Source organism: Salmonella sp. GDC200615 (genome assembly GCF_050574145.1).
Classification (GTDB): Bacteria; Pseudomonadota; Gammaproteobacteria; order Enterobacterales; family Enterobacteriaceae; genus Salmonella; species Salmonella enterica.
Genome location: NZ_CP192247.1, coordinates 365,830 through 387,172, shown reverse-complemented (window position 1 = coordinate 387,172; position 21,343 = coordinate 365,830). Strand labels below are relative to the sequence as shown.

At 54.5% G+C, this 21,343-nt stretch carries 16 protein-coding genes; 12 read left to right on the top strand and 4 right to left on the bottom strand.

Annotated elements, in window-relative coordinates; genetic code table 11:
* The first annotated feature begins 104 nt into the window (after nt 1-104).
* Nucleotides 105-2,657, top strand: a complete 2,553-nt coding sequence (mrcA, locus tag ACQ29O_RS01725) for a peptidoglycan glycosyltransferase/peptidoglycan DD-transpeptidase MrcA (protein ID WP_000673828.1) — start codon at nt 105-107, stop codon at nt 2,655-2,657.
* A gap of 95 nt (nt 2,658-2,752) precedes the next feature.
* Here the strand turns inward: mrcA and nudE are convergent, their stop codons facing one another.
* Nucleotides 2,753-3,316, bottom strand: coding sequence for an ADP compounds hydrolase NudE (gene nudE, locus ACQ29O_RS01720; protein ID WP_000045725.1), 564 nt, complete (start codon nt 3,314-3,316; stop codon nt 2,753-2,755).
* Between the two features lie 322 nt (nt 3,317-3,638).
* Here nudE and igaA point away from each other — a divergent pair, with 322 nt between their 5' ends.
* The 4 genes from igaA (at nt 3,639) to hslO (ending at nt 7,819) form a co-directional block, all read left to right on the top strand.
* Entirely contained in the window at nt 3,639-5,771 is a 2,133-nt protein-coding gene (gene igaA, locus ACQ29O_RS01715) for an intracellular growth attenuator protein IgaA (RefSeq protein ID WP_001747162.1), read from the top strand.
* Between the two features lie 64 nt (nt 5,772-5,835).
* On the top strand, nt 5,836-6,504 hold the full coding sequence (gene yrfG / locus ACQ29O_RS01710) for a GMP/IMP nucleotidase (protein ID WP_001747161.1): 669 nt from the start codon (nt 5,836-5,838) through the stop codon (nt 6,502-6,504).
* Between the two features lie 10 nt (nt 6,505-6,514).
* Nucleotides 6,515-6,916, top strand: coding sequence for a ribosome-associated heat shock protein Hsp15 (gene hslR / locus ACQ29O_RS01705; RefSeq protein ID WP_000660721.1), 402 nt, complete (start codon nt 6,515-6,517; stop codon nt 6,914-6,916).
* Between the two features lie 24 nt (nt 6,917-6,940).
* A complete protein-coding gene (gene hslO, locus ACQ29O_RS01700) occupies nt 6,941-7,819 on the top strand; it encodes an Hsp33 family molecular chaperone HslO (RefSeq protein WP_024143631.1) in 879 nt (292 codons plus the stop codon).
* 108 nt (nt 7,820-7,927) lie between these two features.
* On the opposite strand, the gene ACQ29O_RS01695 is transcribed toward hslO, so the two are convergent.
* Complete coding sequence (locus ACQ29O_RS01695) at nt 7,928-9,637, bottom strand: DUF4153 domain-containing protein (RefSeq protein ID WP_000446461.1); 1,710 nt, start codon at nt 9,635-9,637, stop codon at nt 7,928-7,930.
* A 379-nt stretch (nt 9,638-10,016) separates the two neighbouring features.
* Here ACQ29O_RS01695 and pckA point away from each other — a divergent pair, with 379 nt between their 5' ends.
* The gene (gene pckA, locus ACQ29O_RS01690) at nt 10,017-11,636 is read left to right on the top strand and encodes a phosphoenolpyruvate carboxykinase (ATP) (RefSeq protein ID WP_001265689.1); all 1,620 of its coding nucleotides are present in this window, start codon (nt 10,017-10,019) and stop codon (nt 11,634-11,636) included.
* A 74-nt stretch (nt 11,637-11,710) separates the two neighbouring features.
* Here the strand turns inward: pckA and envZ are convergent, their stop codons facing one another.
* Complete coding sequence (gene envZ / locus ACQ29O_RS01685; RefSeq protein WP_001253820.1) at nt 11,711-13,063, bottom strand: two-component system sensor histidine kinase EnvZ; 1,353 nt, start codon at nt 13,061-13,063, stop codon at nt 11,711-11,713.
* Nucleotides 13,060-13,779, bottom strand: a complete 720-nt coding sequence (gene ompR / locus ACQ29O_RS01680; RefSeq protein ID WP_001157751.1) for an osmolarity response regulator transcription factor OmpR — start codon at nt 13,777-13,779, stop codon at nt 13,060-13,062. Before ompR ends, envZ begins: the two co-directional genes overlap by 4 nt.
* Nucleotides 13,780-14,004: 225 nt before the next feature.
* Here ompR and greB point away from each other — a divergent pair, with 225 nt between their 5' ends.
* The 6 genes from greB (at nt 14,005) to ACQ29O_RS01650 (ending at nt 21,318) form a co-directional block, all read left to right on the top strand.
* A complete protein-coding gene (gene greB, locus ACQ29O_RS01675) occupies nt 14,005-14,478 on the top strand; it encodes a transcription elongation factor GreB (protein ID WP_000856691.1) in 474 nt (157 codons plus the stop codon).
* Between the two features lie 98 nt (nt 14,479-14,576).
* Nucleotides 14,577-16,907 (top strand): Tex family protein, encoded by a 2,331-nt coding sequence (locus ACQ29O_RS01670; RefSeq protein WP_000980659.1) that lies wholly within the window; start codon nt 14,577-14,579, stop codon nt 16,905-16,907.
* A gap of 436 nt (nt 16,908-17,343) precedes the next feature.
* Nucleotides 17,344-17,571 (top strand): ferrous iron transporter A, encoded by a 228-nt coding sequence (gene feoA / locus ACQ29O_RS01665; protein WP_001160955.1) that lies wholly within the window; start codon nt 17,344-17,346, stop codon nt 17,569-17,571.
* An 18-nt stretch (nt 17,572-17,589) separates the two neighbouring features.
* Complete coding sequence (gene feoB / locus ACQ29O_RS01660; protein ID WP_000736978.1) at nt 17,590-19,908, top strand: Fe(2+) transporter permease subunit FeoB; 2,319 nt, start codon at nt 17,590-17,592, stop codon at nt 19,906-19,908.
* A 12-nt stretch (nt 19,909-19,920) separates the two neighbouring features.
* Nucleotides 19,921-20,157, top strand: a complete 237-nt coding sequence (gene feoC, locus ACQ29O_RS01655) for a [Fe-S]-dependent transcriptional repressor FeoC (RefSeq protein ID WP_000157587.1) — start codon at nt 19,921-19,923, stop codon at nt 20,155-20,157.
* A 234-nt stretch (nt 20,158-20,391) separates the two neighbouring features.
* Nucleotides 20,392-21,318 (top strand): Rpn family recombination-promoting nuclease/putative transposase, encoded by a 927-nt coding sequence (locus ACQ29O_RS01650; protein ID WP_000235956.1) that lies wholly within the window; start codon nt 20,392-20,394, stop codon nt 21,316-21,318.
* Nucleotides 21,319-21,343: the final 25 nt, after the last annotated feature.

Genomic DNA, 21,343 nt, shown 5'->3' with positions numbered 1-21,343 from the left:
ATCACCCGTCGCGTTAACGGGTATATCAATGCGTCTGGCTTGCCTTTATACTACCGCGCGTTTGTTTATAAACTGCCCAAATGACACTAAATGGGAAATCTCCAGTGAAGTTCGTAAAGTATTTATTGGTCCTTGCAGTATGTTGCATCCTGCTGGGAGCAGGCTCGATTTATGGCCTTTATCGCTATATTGAGCCGCAGCTACCTGACGTCGCGACATTGAAAGATGTGCGTTTGCAAATTCCGATGCAGGTTTACAGCGCGGATGGCGAACTTATCGCGCAATATGGCGAAAAACGTCGTATTCCCGTTACGCTCGATCAAATTCCGCCGGAAATGATCAACGCCTTTATCGCCACCGAAGATAGCCGCTTTTATGAGCATCACGGCATTGACCCGGTAGGTATTTTCCGTGCGGCCAGCGTCGCGCTCTTCTCCGGTCACGCATCGCAGGGAGCAAGTACCATTACCCAGCAACTGGCGCGAAACTTCTTCCTTAGCCCCGAACGCACGCTGATGCGCAAGATCAAGGAAGCGTTTCTGGCGATTCGTATTGAGCAGTTGCTGAATAAAAATGAGATCCTCGAACTCTATCTGAACAAGATCTATCTCGGCTACCGCGCCTATGGCGTTGGCGCGGCGGCACAGGTCTACTTTGGTAAGACGGTCGACCAGCTTAGTCTAAGCGAAATGGCGGTTATCGCCGGGCTACCGAAAGCGCCTTCTACCTTTAACCCGCTCTACTCGATGGATCGGGCGATAGCGCGCCGTAACGTAGTGCTTTCGCGAATGTTAAGCGAGGGATATATCACTCAGGCGCAGTACGATCAGGCCCGTAGCGAACCTATCGACGCAAATTATCACGCGCCGGAAATCGCCTTCTCCGCGCCTTATCTGTCGGAAATGGTGCGCCAGGAAATGTATAACCGTTATGGCGAAAGCGCTTACGAAGATGGTTATCGTATTTACACGACCATCACCCGCAAAGTGCAGCAGGCCGCGCAACAGGCGGTGCGTAATAACGTGCTGGACTATGACATGCGCCACGGTTATCGCGGCCCGGCGAATGTGCTATGGAAAGTGGGCGAAACAGCGTGGGACAATAAAAAAATTACCGATACGTTGAAAGCGTTGCCGACCTACGGACCGCTGCTTCCCGCCGTGGTCACCAGCGCGAATCCGCAAGAGGCGACCGCTGCGCTTGCCGACGGTACGTCCGTTTCGCTACATATGGAAGGAATGCGTTGGGCGCGGCCTTACCGCTCGGATACGCAGCAGGGGCCGACGCCGCGTAAAGTTACCGATGTCGTCCAGACAGGTCAGCAAATCTGGGTTCGTCAGGTGGATAACGACTGGTGGCTGGCGCAGGTACCGGAAGTGAACTCCGCGCTGGTTTCGCTTAACCCGCAAACAGGCGCGGTACTGGCGCTGGTCGGCGGTTTCGATTTTAATCAGAGTAAATTTAACCGCGCGACGCAAGCTTTGCGTCAGGTGGGGTCGAACATCAAACCGTTCCTCTACACCGCCGCAATGGATAAAGGGCTAACGCTCGCCAGTATGCTCAACGATGTGCCGATTTCCCGCTGGGACGCCGGGGCAGGTTCAGACTGGCGTCCGAAAAACTCCCCGCCGCAGTACGCCGGACCGATTCGTTTACGCCAGGGGCTGGGGCAGTCGAAAAACGTGGTGATGGTACGCGCCATGCGCGCCATGGGCGTCGACTATGCGGCGGAGTATCTGCAACGCTTCGGCTTCCCGGCGCAGAATATCGTGCATACCGAATCGCTGGCGCTGGGCTCCGCCTCCTTCACGCCGATGCAGGTTGCGCGCGGTTATGCGGTGATGGCGAACGGCGGTTTCCTGATCGACCCGTATTTCATCAGCAAGATTGAGAACGATCAGGGCGGCGTGATCTTCGAAGCGAAACCGAAAATCGCCTGCCCGGAGTGCGATATCCCGGTCATTTACGGCAATACGCAGAAATCCGACGTGCTGGAAAACACCAATGTGGAAGAGGTCGCGGTTTCGCAAGAGCAGCAAAACAGCGCCGTACCGATGCCTGAGCTGGAACAGGCAAACCAGGCGCTGGTCGCGCAAAACGGCACGCAGGAGTACGCGCCGCATGTGATCAATACGCCGCTGGCGTTTCTGATTAAAAGCGCGCTGAACACCAATATCTTCGGCGAACCCGGCTGGATGGGTACCGGCTGGCGTGCGGCGCGTGACCTTAAACGTCGCGATATCGGCGGCAAAACCGGTACGACCAACAGCTCGAAAGACGCATGGTTCTCCGGCTATGGTCCTGGCGTCGTCACTTCCGTATGGATCGGCTTTGACGATCACCGCCGTGATTTAGGCCGCACTACCGCTTCCGGCGCGATCAAAGATCAAATCTCCGGCTATGAGGGCGGCGCGAAGAGCGCGCAACCTGCATGGGACGCCTATATGAAAGCCGTGCTGGAAGGCGTGCCGGAACAGCCGCTAACGCCGCCGCCGGGCATCGTCACGGTGAATATCGACCGCAGTACCGGACAACTGGCGAGCGGCGGTAACAGCCGTGAAGAGTATTTCATCGAAGGCACGCAGCCGACACAACAGGCGGTACACGAGGTGGGAACTACCATTATTGATAATGGTGAAACACACGAACTGTTCTGATCAAAAAAGGCGCTCCGGCGCCTTTTTTATTGTGTTTAGCGGATGACGGCGAACGGGGAGACGAACTTTCCGTTGGCTTGATCAACGCCGCGCCATCAGGCAATTCGGCCCTGCGCTTTCAACCACTCGCGTACCAGAAACAGCGCGCTGACGTTGCGGGCCTCGTTAAAATCGGGGTCTTCCAGCAGATCCATTAAATGCGCCAGCGGCCAGCGTACCTGCGGCAATGGCTCAGGCTCGTCGCCTTCCAGCGACTCCGGATAGAGATCTTCCGCCACCACGATATTCATTTTGCTGGAAAAATAAGAGGGCGCCATGCTGAGTTTTTTTAAGAAGGTCAGGTTATGCGCGCCAAACCCGACCTCTTCTTTGAGCTCCCGGTTCGCCGCTTCAAAAACGGTCTCGCCCGGGTCGATCAATCCTTTCGAGAAGCCCAGCTCATAGGATTCGGTTCCCACCGCATACTCACGAATAAGAATCAGATGCTCATCAACGATCGGCACAATCATTACCGCCTCACGGGTTGATGGTCGCATACGTTCATACACGCGACGCACGCCGTTGCTGAACTCCAGATCCACGCTTTCTACGTTAAACAGTCGGGATTGTGCGACGGTTTCCACTTTCAGAATGGTGGGTTTTTGTAATGATTTGCTCATTGTGAGAATCTTTGCAGTGTAATCTGTGGTCATTGTGCGACATACCGCACGGTTTCGGCAATGCGAATTGCCGTTTATTTACATTTATGTAACGTAATAAAAATTAATTCTTATTTCAAATTAAAAGTCAATAGGTTGAAATAACTCCAGGAATTTGCTGATATTCCGTTTTTGGTGGTATTGCTATGATTTGCCTTCACTGGGATGCGCTTTACAATGCTCAAGTTCAACTCCACGCTTGCCGATAGCCAACCACAGAAAAATGTTTATTGGACAGGGTGCGACTGACCACGCCTGACAGACTTAGTAAGATGGGGAAAGCATGAGCACCATTCTGATTTTTATAGCTGCTTTGCTGGCCTGCTCTCTACTGGCAATATGGCGGTTCCGGGTAAAGTCCAGACGAGGGAGTTTACCGTGGATCAGCGCCTTTCAGGACGCGCAAACGCGTAAACTGTTGCCCGAAGAGCGCAGCGCGGTAGAAAACTATCTCGATAACCTTAGCCAGATCCAGCAAGTTCCGGGGCCGACAGGCGACAGTGCTGCGCCCATCTCGCTGACGCTGAACGCGGAAAGCAACAGTGTCGTGATACTGACCCACTCCATCACCCGCTACGGCATTACCACTGACGATCCTAATAAATGGCGCTACTATCTCGACTCCGTCGAAGTCCATCTGCCGCCTTTCTGGGAACAGTACATCAATGATGAAAACAACGTTGAGCTGATCCTCACGGATACGCTGCCGCTGGTGATCTCTTTAAACGGCCACACGCTGCAAGAGTATATGCAGGAGTCGCGCGGCTACGCGCTACAGAATACGGCCTCTACGCAGGCGTCGATTCGCGGCGAAGAGAGCGAGCAGATTGAGCTGTTGAATATCCGTCAGGAGACCCACGAAGAATATGCGCTCAGCCGCCCGGCTGGCTTGCGCGAAGCGTTGTTAATAGTCGCCTCCTTTTTGTTATTCTTTTTCTGTCTGATAACGCCAGACGTTTTTGTACCGTGGATGATAGGCGGCGCTATCCTGCTGCTGGCAGCCGGACTTTGGGGACTTTTTGCGCCGCCGTCGAAAAGCGCGCTGCGGGAAATTCACTGTTTGCGGGGAACGCCCCGCCGCTGGGGACTGTTTGGGGAGAATAATCAGGAGCAGATTAACAATATTTCGCTGGGCATCATCGACCTTATTTACCCTGCCCACTGGCAACCCTACATTACGCAAGATCTTGGGCAACAAACGGATATTGATATTTACCTTGATCGCCATGTCGCGCGCCAGGGCCGGTTTTTATCCCTGCATGATGAAGTGAAAAACTTCCCGTTGCAGCACTGGTTACGCAGCACTGTTATTGCTATCGGTTCGCTGCTGGTGTTGTTTATGCTGCTGTTCTGGATCCCGCTGGATATGCCAATCAAGTTCACGCTATCGTGGATGAAAGGCGCGCAAACCATTGAAGCGACAACGGTAAAACAGCTTGAAAAGGCTGGCGTACGAGTGGGCGATACGCTGCACCTGAGCGGTAAAGGAATGTGTAATATTCATTCCGGCGCGACCTGGAGCGGCCAGTCTAACTCACCGTTTATGCCGTTCGATTGCTCGCAAATCATCTGGAATGACGCGCCTGCGCTACCGCTGCCGGAATCAGACCTGGTGAATAAAGCGATGGCGCTAAGCCAGGCGGTAAATCGTCAGCTCCATCCAAAACCCGAAGACGACTCGCGCGTAAGCGCATCTTTACGCTCCGCGATACAAAAATCGGGCATGGTATTATTAGATGACTTTGGCGATATTGTTCTGAAAACCGCTGATTTGTGCGCGGCGGAAGACGAGTGCGTGCGCCTGAAAAATGCGCTGGTTAATCTCGGTAACAGTAAGGACTGGAACGCGCTGGTGAAACGCGCGAACGCCGGCAAACTGGACGGCGTCAACGTGCTGCTACGCCCCGTAAGCGCAGAGTCGCTGGAAAATCTGGTCACGACCTCAACGGCGCCGTTTATTTCTCGCGAGACCGCGCGTGCCGCCCAGTCGCTGAATAGCCCCGCTCCCGGCGGATTCCTGATCGCCAGCGATGAAGGCAGCGAACTGGTTGATCAGGCCTGGCCGTCAACGCCGCTGTATGACTATCCCGCGCAGGAACAGTGGAGCGCCTTCCAGCGTCTGGCGCAAACGCTTATGCAGACGCCATTTAGCGCCGAGGGCATTGTCACCAGCGTGTATACCGATGCCAACGGCACGCAGCATATCAGCCTGCATCGTATCCCCGATAAATCCGGCTGGTGGCGTTACCTCGGCACCACGCTGCTGATGCTGGCAATGATAGTGAGCGCGGTCTACAACGGCATTCAGGCGTTCAGACGTTATCAACGCCACCGTACCCGTATGGCGGACATCCAGGAATACTATGAAAGCTGTCTCAATCCCAGGTTAACCGTCTCTCCGGAAAATCTCATCTGATAGCGCCGCCGTGCGACAGGGTATGCTACCCTGTCGCGCAAATTGCGTTACCCTGGAGTTCCCCATGCATATTGATATTGACTGGCAAAACGTGGATACCGTTTTGCTGGATATGGACGGCACGCTGCTCGATCTCGCGTTCGATAACTATTTCTGGCAAAAGCTGGTACCGGAAACCTACGGCGCGCAGCAGGGTATTTCGCCGCAGGACGCGCAGGAATATATTCGCCAGCAGTATCATGCCGTACAGCATACGCTAAACTGGTACTGTCTGGATTACTGGAGCGAGCGTCTGGGTCTGGATATTTGCGCCATGACGACGGCGCAAGGGCCGCGCGCCGTTTTGCGCGACGATACCGTACCGTTTCTGAATGCGTTAAAAGCCAGCGGAAAACGTCGGATTCTGCTCACCAATGCGCATCCACATAACCTGGCGGTGAAGCTGGAGCATACCGGTCTGGCCTCACACCTTGATTTATTACTTTCCACCCACACATTTGGTTATCCCAAAGAGGATCAGCGGTTATGGCGCGCTGTCACTAAGGAAACGGGAATAAGCGCAGAGAAAACGCTGTTTATCGATGACAGCGAACCGATTCTCGACGCCGCCGCCCGGTTTGGTATTCGCTACTGTCTTGGCGTGACGAATCCTGATTCCGGCCTGGCGGAAAAGCACTATACGCGCCATCCGTCCCTGAACGACTACCGCCGTCTGATCCCCTCGCTGATGTGAAGGAGACGCCATGAAAGAAAAGTCCTCCGTTGAGGTCAGACTGGATAAATGGCTGTGGGCCGCGCGTTTTTATAAAACCCGCGCGCTGGCCCGCGAGATGATTGAAGGCGGTAAGGTGCATTACAACGGCCAGCGCAGTAAGCCGAGCAAAATCGTCGAGCTGAACGCAACCCTTACCCTGCGTCAGGGAAATGACGAACGGACGGTGATCGTTAAAGCCATCACCGAACAGCGCCGTCCGGCCAGCGAAGCCGTCGCTCTGTATGAAGAGACGGCGGAAAGCGTGGAAAAACGCGAAAAAATGGCGCAGGCGCGCAAGCTTAACGCCCTGACCATGCCGCATCCGGACAGGCGACCGGACAAGAAAGAGCGCCGCGACCTGTTACGATTTAAACACGGCGACAGCGAATAACTGTCACCCGCAAGAGAGATGATTATGCCGCAACATGACCAATTACATCGTTATCTGTTTGAAAACTTTGCCGTTCGCGGCGAGCTGGTGACCGTTTCGGAAACCTTGCAACAGATCCTCGACAATCATACCTACCCGCAGCCGGTGAAAACCGTACTGGCCGAACTGCTGGTCGCCACTAGCCTGCTGACCGCGACGCTGAAGTTTGCCGGCGACATTACGGTACAGCTCCAGGGCGACGGGCCGTTAAGCCTGGCGGTGATCAATGGCAATAATCAGCAGCAGATGCGCGGCGTGGCTCGCGTTCAGGGCGACATCCCTGACAATGCGGATCTCAAAACGCTGGTTGGCAACGGCTATCTGGTGATCACCATTACGCCGGAAGAGGGTGAACGCTATCAGGGCGTGGTGGGTCTGGAAGGCGATACTCTGGCGGCGTGCCTGGAAGATTACTTCCTGCGCTCCGAGCAGTTGCCGACGCGCCTGTTTATCCGTACCGGCGATGTCGACGGTAAACCGGCGGCAGGTGGAATGTTGCTTCAGGTGATGCCGGCACAGAACGCGCAGGCGGAGGATTTCGACCATCTGGCTATGTTGACGGAAACCATTAAAAGCGAAGAGCTGCTGACGTTACCGGCAAATAACGTGCTGTGGCGTTTGTATCACGAAGAAGAAGTCACACTCTACGATCCGCAAGATGTTGAGTTCAAATGCACCTGTTCACGCGAACGTTGCGCGGGCGCGCTGAAAACATTGCCGGATGAAGAAGTGGACAGCATTCTGGCGGAAGAAGGCGAAATCGATATGCACTGCGATTACTGCGGCAATCATTACCTGTTCAATGCGATGGATATCGCGGAGATCCGTAACAACGCCTCTCCTGCCGATCCACAGGTTCACTAATCGCCTCGTAGTCAGCAACGTCATTGCCTGATGGCGGCGCTTATCTGGCCTACAGCATCCCGCTCCGTAGGCCGGATAAGGCATTTATGCCGCCATCCGGCAAAAAGCTTACTCGTTGTAGTAATCCACATCCAACCGCTGACCATCAACAATGATATCGCGCCAGGCTTTGGGGGCTGAGTCTAACCGATGCCCGGCAATCGCGTGTAACAGTTGCGTCTTAGAAAACCCGTCCGGCAATCGGGCGAACGCTTTCTGCGTCCATTTCCCCTCTTTTAAGCCGTAGACCTGGCTCTCGGCAACAATAAAGTTATACAGCACCTGCTCAGGCTGACCGTCGCCGTTAAGATCCTGACTCACCAGAACGCAGGCATCCGGTTCAAGGCAGGAATCGTCCGAATAACTCTGCTCTTTGACAAACGCCCAAAATGCAGCATCCGGCTTCTGGCTACCGGGCGCAATCATCACCACCCGCGCTAAATCGTCCGCCGTCGGAGAGACCTTATTTCTCTGCAAAAACGTCATCAGTTCACGATTGCGCTTTCTGTTCTGCGTAAACGCCTCGTCATCCCGCAACGATTTCAACGCTTCCTGGCCAGGTTTGCCGCTGTGATCCAGCATATACAGGCTGATCTGATCCGCAGTAATTTTACCGCTATGGTAACGCGCCATATGGCTGTTGACGCTAATACGCCAGACATCAAGTACAGGCGAGGCCAGCAACAGCAATATCACCAGCGTCAACAAAGAGACGCTCAGTATCACCTTGCCTTGCCACTCACCAGGGTCGCGTCCGCGGCGTAACAGACCGATCAGATAACCGAAGGACCATACCAGCAAGACAGACGCCGTCAGCGCGCCATACAGACGATCCGGCGTCCAGCCGTATTGCTGAATACGTACCCATAACGCCCAGCCCGCCAGCAGCATATATATCGGGGCAACGCACAGCGAGGCGCTAATCATGCCGCGTAGTACGCGCGGATAGGGTAATACGCACTTTTGCGGTTCATTGACAATCGCCACTAGGAGCAGCAGCATCAGCGTCAGCGTGGATAGCAGCCCCGCAGCGGAAACACGCGCAGAAATCGCCTCCAGTCCGGTAAAGGGTAACGTCACAATAAACAGCAATGCCAGCAGCGACACCACCGGCAGTAAACCCGTCGCGATCAGCGTCAGCAGCTTTTGCACCGCCGCCACAAGGCGTGACTGCGTGCGGGCGAGAATGACCGCCAGCGCCGTAATCAAGCCGATGGTCACATAAATAAAGGCTTCAGTTTCAAAGAAAAGGGTGCTGAAAAAGCGGATGCCCACCAGCCTGAATAGCGCGCTCCAGAGCAGGAGAACCAGCCAGAACAGTCCGTTGGCGACCAGGACGATAAACAATGTCAGTACGTTATGCCATAACCGCATATAAAACTGGGGATAACGCGCCGAACCGGTTTGCGAATGTAACTGATATTGCATCCAGGGTAAGACCAGCATCGCCATCAACACAAGCCGGAGACCATACAGCCAGAGGAGCTCGGCCAGGCGCCATTTCTCCACCGTCTCAACCTGCCATTTCAGCCAGCCGCTCATTGCCAGCACGACCACAAAGGTCAGCCCCAGCCAGCCCCACAGCGCGCGCTGTTTAAAAGAAACCACGGTAAGCAATAGCATTGACGACAACGCTATCGTCGCAGGCATACCATAGAACAGCCAGTCGCTATTTTGTGGTACCAGCCAGGCCATCAGCAGGTAGCACAAGACGCCCTGCAGCAAACCGGTGAGCAACATACCCCAGCGAGTAGTACGTGAAAGCGCTACACTTTCCATGTCGTTATCCAGAATGATGAGAAAGTCGCATTATTGCATCATCTGTTCACCGCCAGGCGTCGTCATGCATAATTCAGAAAAAAACGCAGAGAGGTGAATCGATATTGTTAATGTTGGTGTTACGTAACTTTCTTACATGAATGCGATTACAGTCACATTATGTCGGTCAAAAACACTTCCTTTTAACGTTTTCAGAACATTTTCCACAACAAAAGTAGGTTTCCTGCCATAATAACCGCCGCTGCGTGACAGGAGTCACAGTGTTTTTCGTCAATCGTGATTTTGTCCAGATACGTAAATCTATGAGCCTTGTCGCGGTTAACCAACCTCAAAAAACCTTACTATTTTCGGTAATATATATTGGCTAAGGAGCAGTGATATGCGCGTTAACAATTTAACCCCGCAAGATCTCAAGGCTTATGGTATCAACGACGTCCAGGATATCGTTTACAATCCCAGCTACGACACCCTTTATCAGGAAGAACTTAATCCTGGTCTGGAAGGCTATGAGCGTGGCGTGTTAACTAACCTGGGCGCTGTTGCCGTTGATACCGGTATTTTTACCGGTCGTTCGCCTAAGGATAAGTATATTGTTCGCGACGACACCACGCGTGATACGCTGTGGTGGTCCGATAAGGGTAAAGGTAAAAACGATAATAAGCCGCTTTCCCAGGAAACCTGGCAACACCTGAAAGGTCTGGTGACGCATCAGCTTTCTGGTAAACGCTTATTCATTGTTGATGCGTTCTGCGGCGCAAATGCCGATACGCGTCTTTCCGTGCGCTTTATTACGGAAGTCGCCTGGCAGGCCCACTTCGTTAAAAATATGTTCATTCGCCCAACGGACGAAGAGCTGGTAGGCTTCAAACCTGACTTTATTGTCATGAACGGCGCGAAGTGCACCAACCCGCAGTGGAAAGAGCAAGGACTGAACTCGGAAAACTTCGTGGCGTTCAACCTGACTGAACGTATTCAGCTTATTGGCGGCACCTGGTACGGCGGCGAAATGAAAAAAGGGATGTTCTCGGTAATGAACTACCTGCTGCCGCTCAAAGGTATCGCCTCAATGCACTGTTCCGCCAACGTGGGTGAAAAAGGCGATGTCGCGGTCTTCTTCGGCCTTTCCGGTACCGGAAAAACCACTCTGTCCACCGACCCGAAACGTCGTCTGATTGGCGATGATGAGCACGGTTGGGATGACGACGGCGTGTTCAACTTTGAAGGCGGCTGCTACGCCAAAACCATCAAACTGTCGAAAGAAGCGGAGCCAGAAATTTATCATGCGATTCGCCGTGATGCGTTGCTGGAAAACGTCACCGTGCGCGAAGACGGCACCGTTGATTTCGACGATGGTTCCAAAACCGAAAACACCCGCGTCTCTTACCCGATCTATCATATCGATAACATCGTTAAGCCCGTATCCAAAGCAGGTCACGCCACGAAGGTTATCTTCCTGACGGCGGACGCCTTCGGCGTGTTGCCGCCGGTTTCCCGTTTAACCGCTAACCAGACGCAGTACCACTTCCTGTCAGGCTTCACCGCTAAACTGGCCGGCACCGAACGCGGCGTCACCGAACCGACCCCCACCTTCTCCGCCTGCTTCGGCGCCGCGTTCCTGACGCTGCACCCGACGCAGTATGCTGAAGTGCTGGTGAAACGTATGCAAGCAGCGGGCGCGCAGGCTTATCTGGTTAACACCGGCTGGAATGGCACCGGCAAACGTATCTCCATCAAAGATACGCGCGCAATTATCGACGCCATTCTGAACGGTTCTCTTGATAACGCGGAAACCTTCCGTCTGCCGCTGTTCGATCTGGCGATCCCGACTGAACTGCCAGGCGTGGATACCCACATTCTCGACCCGCGTAACACCTACGCGTCGCCGGAACAATGGCAGGAAAAAGCCACCGCGCTGGCGAAACTGTTCATTGAGAACTTCGAGAAGTATACGGATACCCCGGCAGGCGAAGCGCTGGTTAGCGCCGGACCGAAGCTGTAAGGAACAGGCCGGATGGCGGCTTTGAACGGCGTCATCCGGCGTTGAGAAGAAAGGGAGGGTAATACCTCCCTTTCTTATGCCTCTTTTGTCGTCCCCTGGACGCGAGCCACAGGAACCGGTAGCCAGGCGCGAATTGACAATCCGCCACGCTCGCTGGTGCCAATCTCCAGCATCCCGTTATGGTTATCGATAATGCGCTGCACAATCGCCAGCCCCAGCCCTGTGCCGCTGGTGCTACGGGCGCTGTCGCCACGCACAAAAGGCTGGAACAGATGTTTACGCTGCTCCGGCTTAATGCCCGGCCCGTCATCTTCTACCTGAAACCAGGCGCGATGCGACTCGGTGCCGCTGCTGACCTTAATCCAGCCGTTGCCATAGCGGGCAGCATTGACCACCATATTCGCCACCGCGCGCTTAATCGAGAGCGGGTGCATTTTCACCTGGATGCTGCCTGCCTGAAGCGCAGTGTTAATCTCACGCTCATAGCCGCTTTCCGCCGCAATCACCTCGCCCAGCACGGAATTGAGATCCGCCATCTCCATTGGCATTTCCTGACCGGTACGCAGATAGTCAATAAACTGTTCGATAATGGCGTTACACTCTTCGATGTCTTTATTGATCGACTCCGCGAGATAACCGTCTTCCTCGCCCATCATCTCCGTCGCCAGACGAATACGGGTCAACGGCGTGCGCAAGTCGTGGCTGACGCCCGCCATCAATAGCGTACGGTCATCGGCCAATTGCTTCACGCTGGCTGCCATATGGTTAAACGCCCGGGTCACAGAGCGCACTTCAGAGGCGCCATATTCACGCAGCGGCGGCGGAATAATTCCCTTCCCTACCTGCAAGGCGGCATGTTCAAGATCCACTAACGGTCGATTCTGTATACGAATAAACAGCCACACGCCGCCTATCGCCAGGAGCATGATCGCCAGCGTGTAACGGAAAAGCGGAGAAAAATCGCCCTGATGAATCTCGGTCAGCGGCACGCGCACCCAGATATTGGGCGACAGCCAGGTTTTGAGCCACACGACGGGCGAGCTTTTGTTGACCTCAACGCGCACTTCCGTCGGGCCGCCTAATTGCTGCGCCATCTGGTGGCTTAAGAATTCGTAGTGTTGCGCCCAACGCAGCCCGGCCTCTTCAGCGGCTTCGTTGGTGTAGAGAGAGATCCCCAGCTCGCGATAGATTTCCCGACGAAACGCAGGCGGCACGACTAACTGCGTGCCGTCCTCCAGTTGCAGCTTATCGGTCATCAGCATACGGACTTCGTAAGCCAGAACCTTATTAAACTGCTGGAGGCTCGGCAAAATCGCGAAGTTCAGCACCACCAGGTAGGTCGTCACCAGGCTGACGAACAGCAAGGTGACGATGAGCAACAGCGTGCGGGCAAATGAACTTCGCGGCGAGAAGCGCATTCGCCTCATGCTTTAGAACCGTCCGGTACGAAGACGTAGCCCAGGCCCCAGACGGTCTGAATATAACGCGGATGTGCCGGATCTTCTTCCACCATACGGCGCAGGCGGGAGATCTGGACGTCGATGGAGCGTTCCATCGCGGAATACTCGCGGCCACGGGCCAGATTCATCAGCTTATCGCGAGAGAGCGGCTCGCGCGGATGGCTGACTAACGCTTTCAGTACCGCAAACTCCCCGCTGGTCAGCGGCATCGGTTCATCTTCACGGAACATCTCGCGCGTACCGAGGTTCAGTTTAAACTTACCGAACGCGATAACGGCCTCTTCCTGCGACGGCGCGCCGGGCAGTTCGTTTGCCTGACGACGTAACACGGCGCGAATACGCGCCAACAGCTCGCGCGGGTTAAACGGTTTAGGAATGTAGTCATCGGCGCCGATTTCCAGCCCGACGATACGGTCAACCTCTTCACCCTTCGCCGTGACCATAATGATCGGCATTGGATTACTTTGACTACGCAGGCGACGACAAATCGACAGACCATCTTCACCTGGCAGCATTAAATCCAGTACCATGAGATGGAAAGATTCACGGGTCAGCAGACGATCCATCTGCTCAGCGTTAGCGACGCTTCGAACCTGGAAGCCCTGCTCGGTCAGATAACGTTCCAGTAGCGCCCGCAGACGCATATCGTCATCAACCACCAGAATCTTATAATTCTCTTGCATTGTCTGTACTCCCAAAGGTTCGCAACAAATGTAAGTGTGTATTCTTAAAAAAGCTCACGTGAGTCACCAGCAAATTCTGGTATGAATTTCAGGCTAAATTGTTACAAAGCATATTTAACAGCAGCTTAAATATACAATTAATCGGCAACCCCATTATTTATTCTGTCGGGACGATCACGTTATACCCCGTGTGCGCAATATCGACAGCAAAGGTAAATCAACGAGATGAAAACGCCCCTGATCACCCGCGAAGGGTACGAAACACTCAAACAAGAGCTCAATTATCTCTGGCGTGAAGAGCGCCCGGAGGTCACCAAAAAAGTGACCTGGGCTGCGAGTCTGGGCGACTGCAGCGAGAATGCCGACTATCAGTATAATAAAAAGCGCCTGCGTGAGATCGACAGACGCGTCAGATATCTGACCAAATGCATGGAAAATCTCAAAATCGTGGATTATTCCCCGCAGCAGGAGGGCAAAGTCTTCTTCGGCGCCTGGGTGGAAATTGAAAATGATGACGGCGATACGCTGAAGTTCCGCATTGTCGGCTACGATGAAATTTTCGGACGTAAGGATTACATCTCTATCGACTCGCCGATGGCGCGGGCGCTACTGAAAAAAGAAGTGGGCGATCTGGCGGTGGTCAACACCCCTGTCGGCGAAGCAAACTGGTACGTCAATGCGATCGAATACGTCAAATAAGACAAGAAGAATCCTAAGCCCCCGCTGATGGCTGGCATTTTTGCCAGCCAATCCGTATAACTATCCCCTGATTTTTATCCTGAAGACGAAGCTAACCCATGATGAATGATTCTTTCTGCCGCATTATTGCGGGTGAAATCCAGGCAAATGCCGGGCAGGTTGAAGCTGCCGTTCGCCTGCTTGACGAAGGGAACACCGTGCCGTTTATCGCACGTTATCGTAAAGAAATCACCGGCGGTCTGGATGACACGCAGTTGCGTAACCTGGAAACGCGTCTGGGCTATCTGCGTGAGCTGGAAGACAGGCGTCAGGCTATCCTCAAGTCCATTTCCGAACAAGGCAAACTGACCGATGAGCTGGCTGGCGCCATCAACGCTACGTTAAGTAAGACCGAGCTCGAAGACCTCTACCTGCCCTATAAACCTAAACGCCGCACCCGTGGACAAATCGCCATTGAAGCCGGCCTTGAGCCGCTGGCCGATCTGCTCTGGAACGAGCCGTCCCACGATCCTGACGTGGAAGCGGCAAAGTACATTGATGGCGACAAAGGCGTGGCGGACACGAAAGCCGCGCTCGACGGCGCACGCTACATTCTGATGGAGCGCTTTGCCGAAGACGCCGCATTGCTGGCGAAAGTGCGTGATTACCTGTGGAAGAACGCCCATCTGGTCGCCACAGTCGTGAGCGGCAAAGAGGAAGAAGGGGCAAAATTCCGCGACTATTTCGACCATCATGAGCCCATTGCTAACGTCCCGTCTCACCGTGCGCTGGCCATGTTCCGTGGTCGTAACGAAGGCATTCTGCAACTTTCGCTCAATGCCGACCCACAGTTTGATGAGCCGCCGAAAGAGAGCTACTGCGAGCAGATCATCATGGACCATCTCGGCCTGCGGCTGAATAACGCCCCGGCGGATAGCTGGCGCAAAGGCGTAGTGAGCTGGACGTGGCGTATCAAAGTCTTAATGCACCTCGAAACCGAACTGATGGGCACCGTGCGCGAACGTGCGGAAGACGAAGCGATTAACGTGTTTGCGCGTAACCTGCACGACCTGCTGATGGCAGCCCCCGCAGGCCTGCGCGCCACGATGGGCCTTGATCCTGGCCTGCGTACCGGCGTAAAAGTCGCTGTCGTTGACGGCACCGGCAAGCTGGTGGCGACGGATACCATTTATCCGCATACCGGTCAGGCGGCCAAAGCGGCTACCGTGATCGCCGCGCTGTGCGAAAAATACCACGTCGAACTGGTCGCGATTGGCAACGGTACGGCCTCGCGTGAAACCGAACGCTTCTATCTCGACGTACAGAAACAGTTCCCGAACGTGACGGCGCAGAAAGTGATCGTCAGCGAAGCGGGGGCGTCCGTGTATTCCGCTTCTGAGCTGGCGGCGCAGGAGTTTCCGGATCTCGACGTCTCCCTGCGTGGCGCGGTCTCTATCGCGCGTCGTCTGCAGGATCCGCTGGCGGAACTGGTGAAAATCGATCCGAAATCGATCGGCGTCGGCCAATATCAACACGATGTCAGCCAGACGCAGCTGGCGCGTAAGCTGGATGCGGTGGTCGAAGACTGCGTAAACGCCGTCGGCGTCGATTTGAATACCGCCTCCGTGCCGCTGCTGACCCGCGTCGCGGGCTTAACGCGCATGATGGCGCAAAACATCGTCGCCTGGCGCGATGAGAACGGTCAGTTCCAGAACCGCCAGCAACTGTTGAAGGTGAGCCGTCTGGGGCCGAAAGCGTTTGAGCAGTGCGCGGGCTTCCTGCGTATTAACCACGGCGATAACCCGCTGGATGCCTCCACCGTCCACCCGGAAGCCTATCCGGTTGTCGAACGCATTCTGGCGGCGACGCAGCAAGCGCTAAAAGATCTGATGGGCAACAGCAACGAATTGCGTCACCTCAAGGCCGCTGATTTTACCGACGATAAATTCGGCGTGCCGACCGTGAGCGATATCATCAAAGAGCTGGAAAAACCGGGCCGCGACCCGCGTCCTGAATTTAAAACCGCGCAATTCGCCGATGGCGTCGAAACCATGAACGACCTGCTGCCGGGGATGATTCTGGAAGGGGCGGTCACTAACGTCACTAACTTCGGCGCGTTTGTCGATATCGGCGTTCATCAGGATGGCCTGGTGCATATCTCCTCGCTCTCGAATAAGTTCGTCGACGATCCGCACACCGTGGTGAAAGCGGGCGACATCGTGAAGGTGAAAGTGCTGGAAGTGGATCTGCAACGTAAGCGTATTGCGCTGACGATGCGTCTGGACGAACAGCCCGGCGAAACCGCCGCTCGCCGCGGCGGCGGCGCCGATCGCGCTCAGGGCAACCGCCCTGCATCTAAAGCGGCGAAACCGCGCGGTCGTGACGCCCAGCCAGCCGGTAACAGCGCCATGATGGACGCGCTGGCAGCGGCAATGGGAAAAAAACGCTAATCGGGTAATACGCAGGCCGGGTTACTTCTTATCCGGCCTGCGATTTTGCAATACGTCCAACCCTTTCTTTTTTAATTAACAATTAAATCTTACCCATTAGAATCTGTTAATTAATTTCCTTCTGCTATCCGCACTATTAATTATCACTTTATTAACAGATGAAACCTTAATTAAACATTAAAAACGGTGAATATTTGCACATTAGGGGTATTTGCAAAAAGACAAATAAATGTTGAGCCATATCAACATCGGCGCAAATTATCGCTTATTTGTACATTCCGTCACATTTTAATCGTTGAAGATAGAAACCATTCTCATTATCATTGTGTTGTTGATTATTTACTCTTTCCTTCGTTGGCTAAACATCGGGTCTCCTGCCGCCCCCCTGAGCGCCGCATGAGGTATACATCCAGTTAGTAAGAAACAAGTAGGTCGTATGCAATTCACTCCTGACACTGCGTGGAAAATCACCGGCTTTGCGCGTGAAATCAGCCCGGCGTATCGTCAAAAACTGCTTTCGCTCGGCATGTTGCCCGGCTCTTCATTTAATGTTGTCCGCGTCGCGCCCTTAGGCGATCCGATCCATATCGAAACACGACGCGTGAGTCTGGTTTTGCGTAAAAAGGATTTGGCGTTAATAGAAGTGGAAGCGGTTTCCTGTTAATACAGTGAGTCTATAAAAATGAAAAAATTAACCATTGGTTTAATTGGTAATCCTAATTCCGGCAAGACCACCTTATTTAACCAACTCACCGGCGCGCGTCAGCGCGTGGGGAACTGGGCGGGCGTCACCGTCGAGCGTAAAGAGGGCCAGTTCGCGACAACTGACCACCAGGTCACGCTGGTAGATTTACCCGGCACCTATTCTCTGACGACCATCTCGTCACAAACCTCTCTCGACGAACAGATCGCCTGCCACTACATCCTGAGCGGCGACGCCGACCTGTTGATAAACGTTGTGGACGCCTCCAATCTGGAGCGCAACCTCTATTTGACGCTGCAGCTGCTGGAGCTGGGTATCCCCTGTATTGTCGCGCTCAACATGCTGGATATCGCCGAAAAACAGCAGGTTCGTATTGATGTCGACGCTCTGTCCACGCGTCTGGGTTGCCCTGTCGTACCGCTGGTATCGACTCGCGGCCGCGGTATCGAGGCGCTGAAACTGGCCATTGACCGTCACAACGCTAACGACAACGTCGAACTGGTGCATTATGCCCAGCCGCTGCTGCGCGAAGCAGGTTTCCTGGCTGACGCGATGGCCCAGGAGATGCCTTTACAACAGCGCCGCTGGCTGGGTCTGCAAATGCTGGAGGGCGATATCTACAGCCGGGCTTACGCAGACGAGGCGGCGCAAAACCTGGACACCTCCCTTGCCCGTCTGAAGGACGAAATGGACGACCCGGCGCTGCATATCGCCGACGCCCGTTATCAGTGTATCGCCGCTATTTGCGACGTGGTCAGCAATACCCTGACAGCCGAACCCAGCCGCTTCACCAGGGCGGTCGATAAAATTATCCTGAACCGCTTCCTCGGCTTACCGATTTTTTTGTTCGTGATGTACCTGATGTTCCTGCTCGCCATTAACATCGGCGGCGCGTTGCAACCCCTGTTTGATGCCGGTTCCGTCGCCATCTTTATTCATGGCATTCAATGGATTGGCTACACGCTGCACTTCCCGGATTGGTTAACCATCTTCCTGGCGCAAGGTCTTGGCGGCGGGATCAATACCGTCCTGCCGCTGGTGCCGCAAATCGGGATGATGTACCTATTCCTCTCCTTCCTTGAAGACTCCGGTTATATGGCGCGCGCGGCCTTCGTCATGGATCGCCTGATGCAGGCGCTGGGACTACCGGGTAAATCCTTCGTGCCGCTGATTGTCGGCTTCGGCTGTAACGTACCTTCCGTGATGGGCGCCCGCACGCTTGACGCTCCGCGCGAACGCCTGATGACCATCATGATGGCGCCGTTTATGTCCTGTGGCGCGCGCCTGGCGATTTTCGCCGTCTTTGCCGCCGCCTTCTTCGGGCAAAACGGCGCGCTGGCGGTCTTCTCGCTGTACGTGCTGGGTATTGTCATGGCGGTATTAACCGGCCTGATGCTGAAGCATACCATTATGCGCGGCGAAGCCTCTCCGTTTGTGATGGAGCTACCGGTTTACCACGTACCGCATATCAAGAGCCTGATCATCCAGACCTGGCAACGCCTGAAAGGTTTTGTACTACGCGCCGGTAAAGTCATTATCATCGTGAGTATTTTCCTGAGCGCGTTTAACAGTTTCTCGCTGAGCGGCAAAATCGTCGATAACATTAATGACTCCGCCCTCGCCTCCGTAAGCCGGGTCATCACGCCAGTCTTTAAACCGATCGGCGTCCATGAAGATAACTGGCAAGCGACCGTGGGTCTGTTTACAGGCGCCATGGCGAAAGAAGTTGTCGTCGGTACGCTGAACACACTCTATACCGCCGAAAATATTCAGGACGAAGCGTTTAATCCTGCCGATTTTCACCTCGGCGATGAACTGCTGGGCGCGGTTGACGATACCTGGCAAAGCCTGAAAGACACCTTTAGCCTGAGCGTACTGGCTAACCCGATCGAAGCGAGTAAAGGCGACGGCGAAATGGCAACCGGCGCGATGGGCGTGATGGATCAAAAATTCGGCAGCGCCGCGGCGGCGTACAGTTACCTGATTTTCGTCCTGCTTTACGTACCGTGTATCTCGGTAATGGGCGCTATCGCCCGCGAGTCCAGCCGCGGCTGGATGGGCTTCTCCATCCTGTGGGGGCTGAATATCGCCTATTCGCTCGCCACGCTGTTCTACCAGGTTACCAGCTTCAGTCAACACCCGACATACAGCCTGATCTGTATTCTGGCAGTGATCGTCTTTAACGTTGTGGTGTTAAGCCTGTTGCGCCGCGCCCGCAGCCGTGTAGACATTGAACTGCTGGCAACCCGCAAAAACGTCAGTTCCTGTTGTTCGGGCACTGCGGGCAATTGTCACTAAGGGATGTAAAAAATGGCTTCATTGATACAGGTTCGCGATCTACTGGCGCTACGGGGGCGTATGGAGGCAACGCAGATCAGCCATACGCTGCACGCTCCGCAGCCCATGATCGACGCCATGCTGAATCAACTGGAGATCATGGGTAAAGCGGTACGTATCCCGGAAGAAGCGGACGGCTGCCTTTCAGGCAGCTGTAAAAGTTGTCCAGAAGGTAAAGCCTGCCTGCGCGAATGGTGGGCCTTGCGTTAGCCTTCGCCGGGTAGCGACGTAACGCGTCTTATCCGGCCTTTATCCCGCGTTATGTTGCCCGGTACGCGTCACGCTGCCGGGCAATTTTGCGTCATGCCTTCCACAAAGATGAAAGCGTTACCGCCGTGCGCATTTATCTCCCCACGCGCCTCGCAAGCGCGCTAATCCTCTACTGCAATCAGCCCGGTCTGCGCGTAGTGTCACGCCATTGAACTTCACCGATGACGGATCGATATGGCGACCTCAACAACATCCACGCCGCATGACGCGGTATTCAAACAGTTTCTATGCCACCCCGATACTGCACGGGATTTTTTGGAAATTCATCTCCCGACGACATTACGTCAAATCTGTAATCTGAATACGTTACGGCTGGAGTCCGGTAGCTTTATTGAAGAGGATTTACGCCCCCATTATTCCGATATTCTTTGGTCGCTGGAAACAAGTGAAGGTGAAGGTTACATTTACGTGGTTATTGAACATCAGAGTACGCCGGACGCGCATATGGCATTTCGGCTGATGCGTTACGCAATGGCTGCAATGCAACGGCACCTGGAGGCCGGGCATAAGACGTTGCCGTTAGTGGTGCCAATGCTGTTTTATCACGGAAACCGCAGCCCGTATCCGTTTTCATTATGCTGGCTGGATGAATTTGCCGACCCGGTGATGGCGCGTAAGCTATACGCCACCGCCTTTCCTCTGGTCGATATTACGGTCGTGCCGGACGACGAGATTATGCGGCACCGACGGGTCGCGCTGCTGGAACTCATACAAAAACACATCCGCCAGCGTGATCTGATGGGGCTTGTCGAACAGCTGGTCGCCCTGCTGGTTAAGGGATACGCTAATGACACCCAGCTTCAAAGTTTGTTTAATTACATGATGCACACTGGCGACGCCGCGCGCTTCAATACGTTTATCCGCCAGGTGGCTATGCGTATCCCACAGCATAAGGAGAAGATCATGACTATCGCAGAAAGATTACGTCAGGAAGGACATCGTAACGGGTTACAGAAAGGGCTACAGCAAGGCAAGCAGGAAGGCCAACGGCTCGCCGCATTGCGCATTGCCCGCTCGATGCTAAACGATGGTTTCGATCGCGATACCGTGCTTAGGGTTACCGGGCTGGCGCCTGCCGATCTGGCGTCTGAAAACCATTAATCTGGCAGAATGGTCCGGGCCCGGC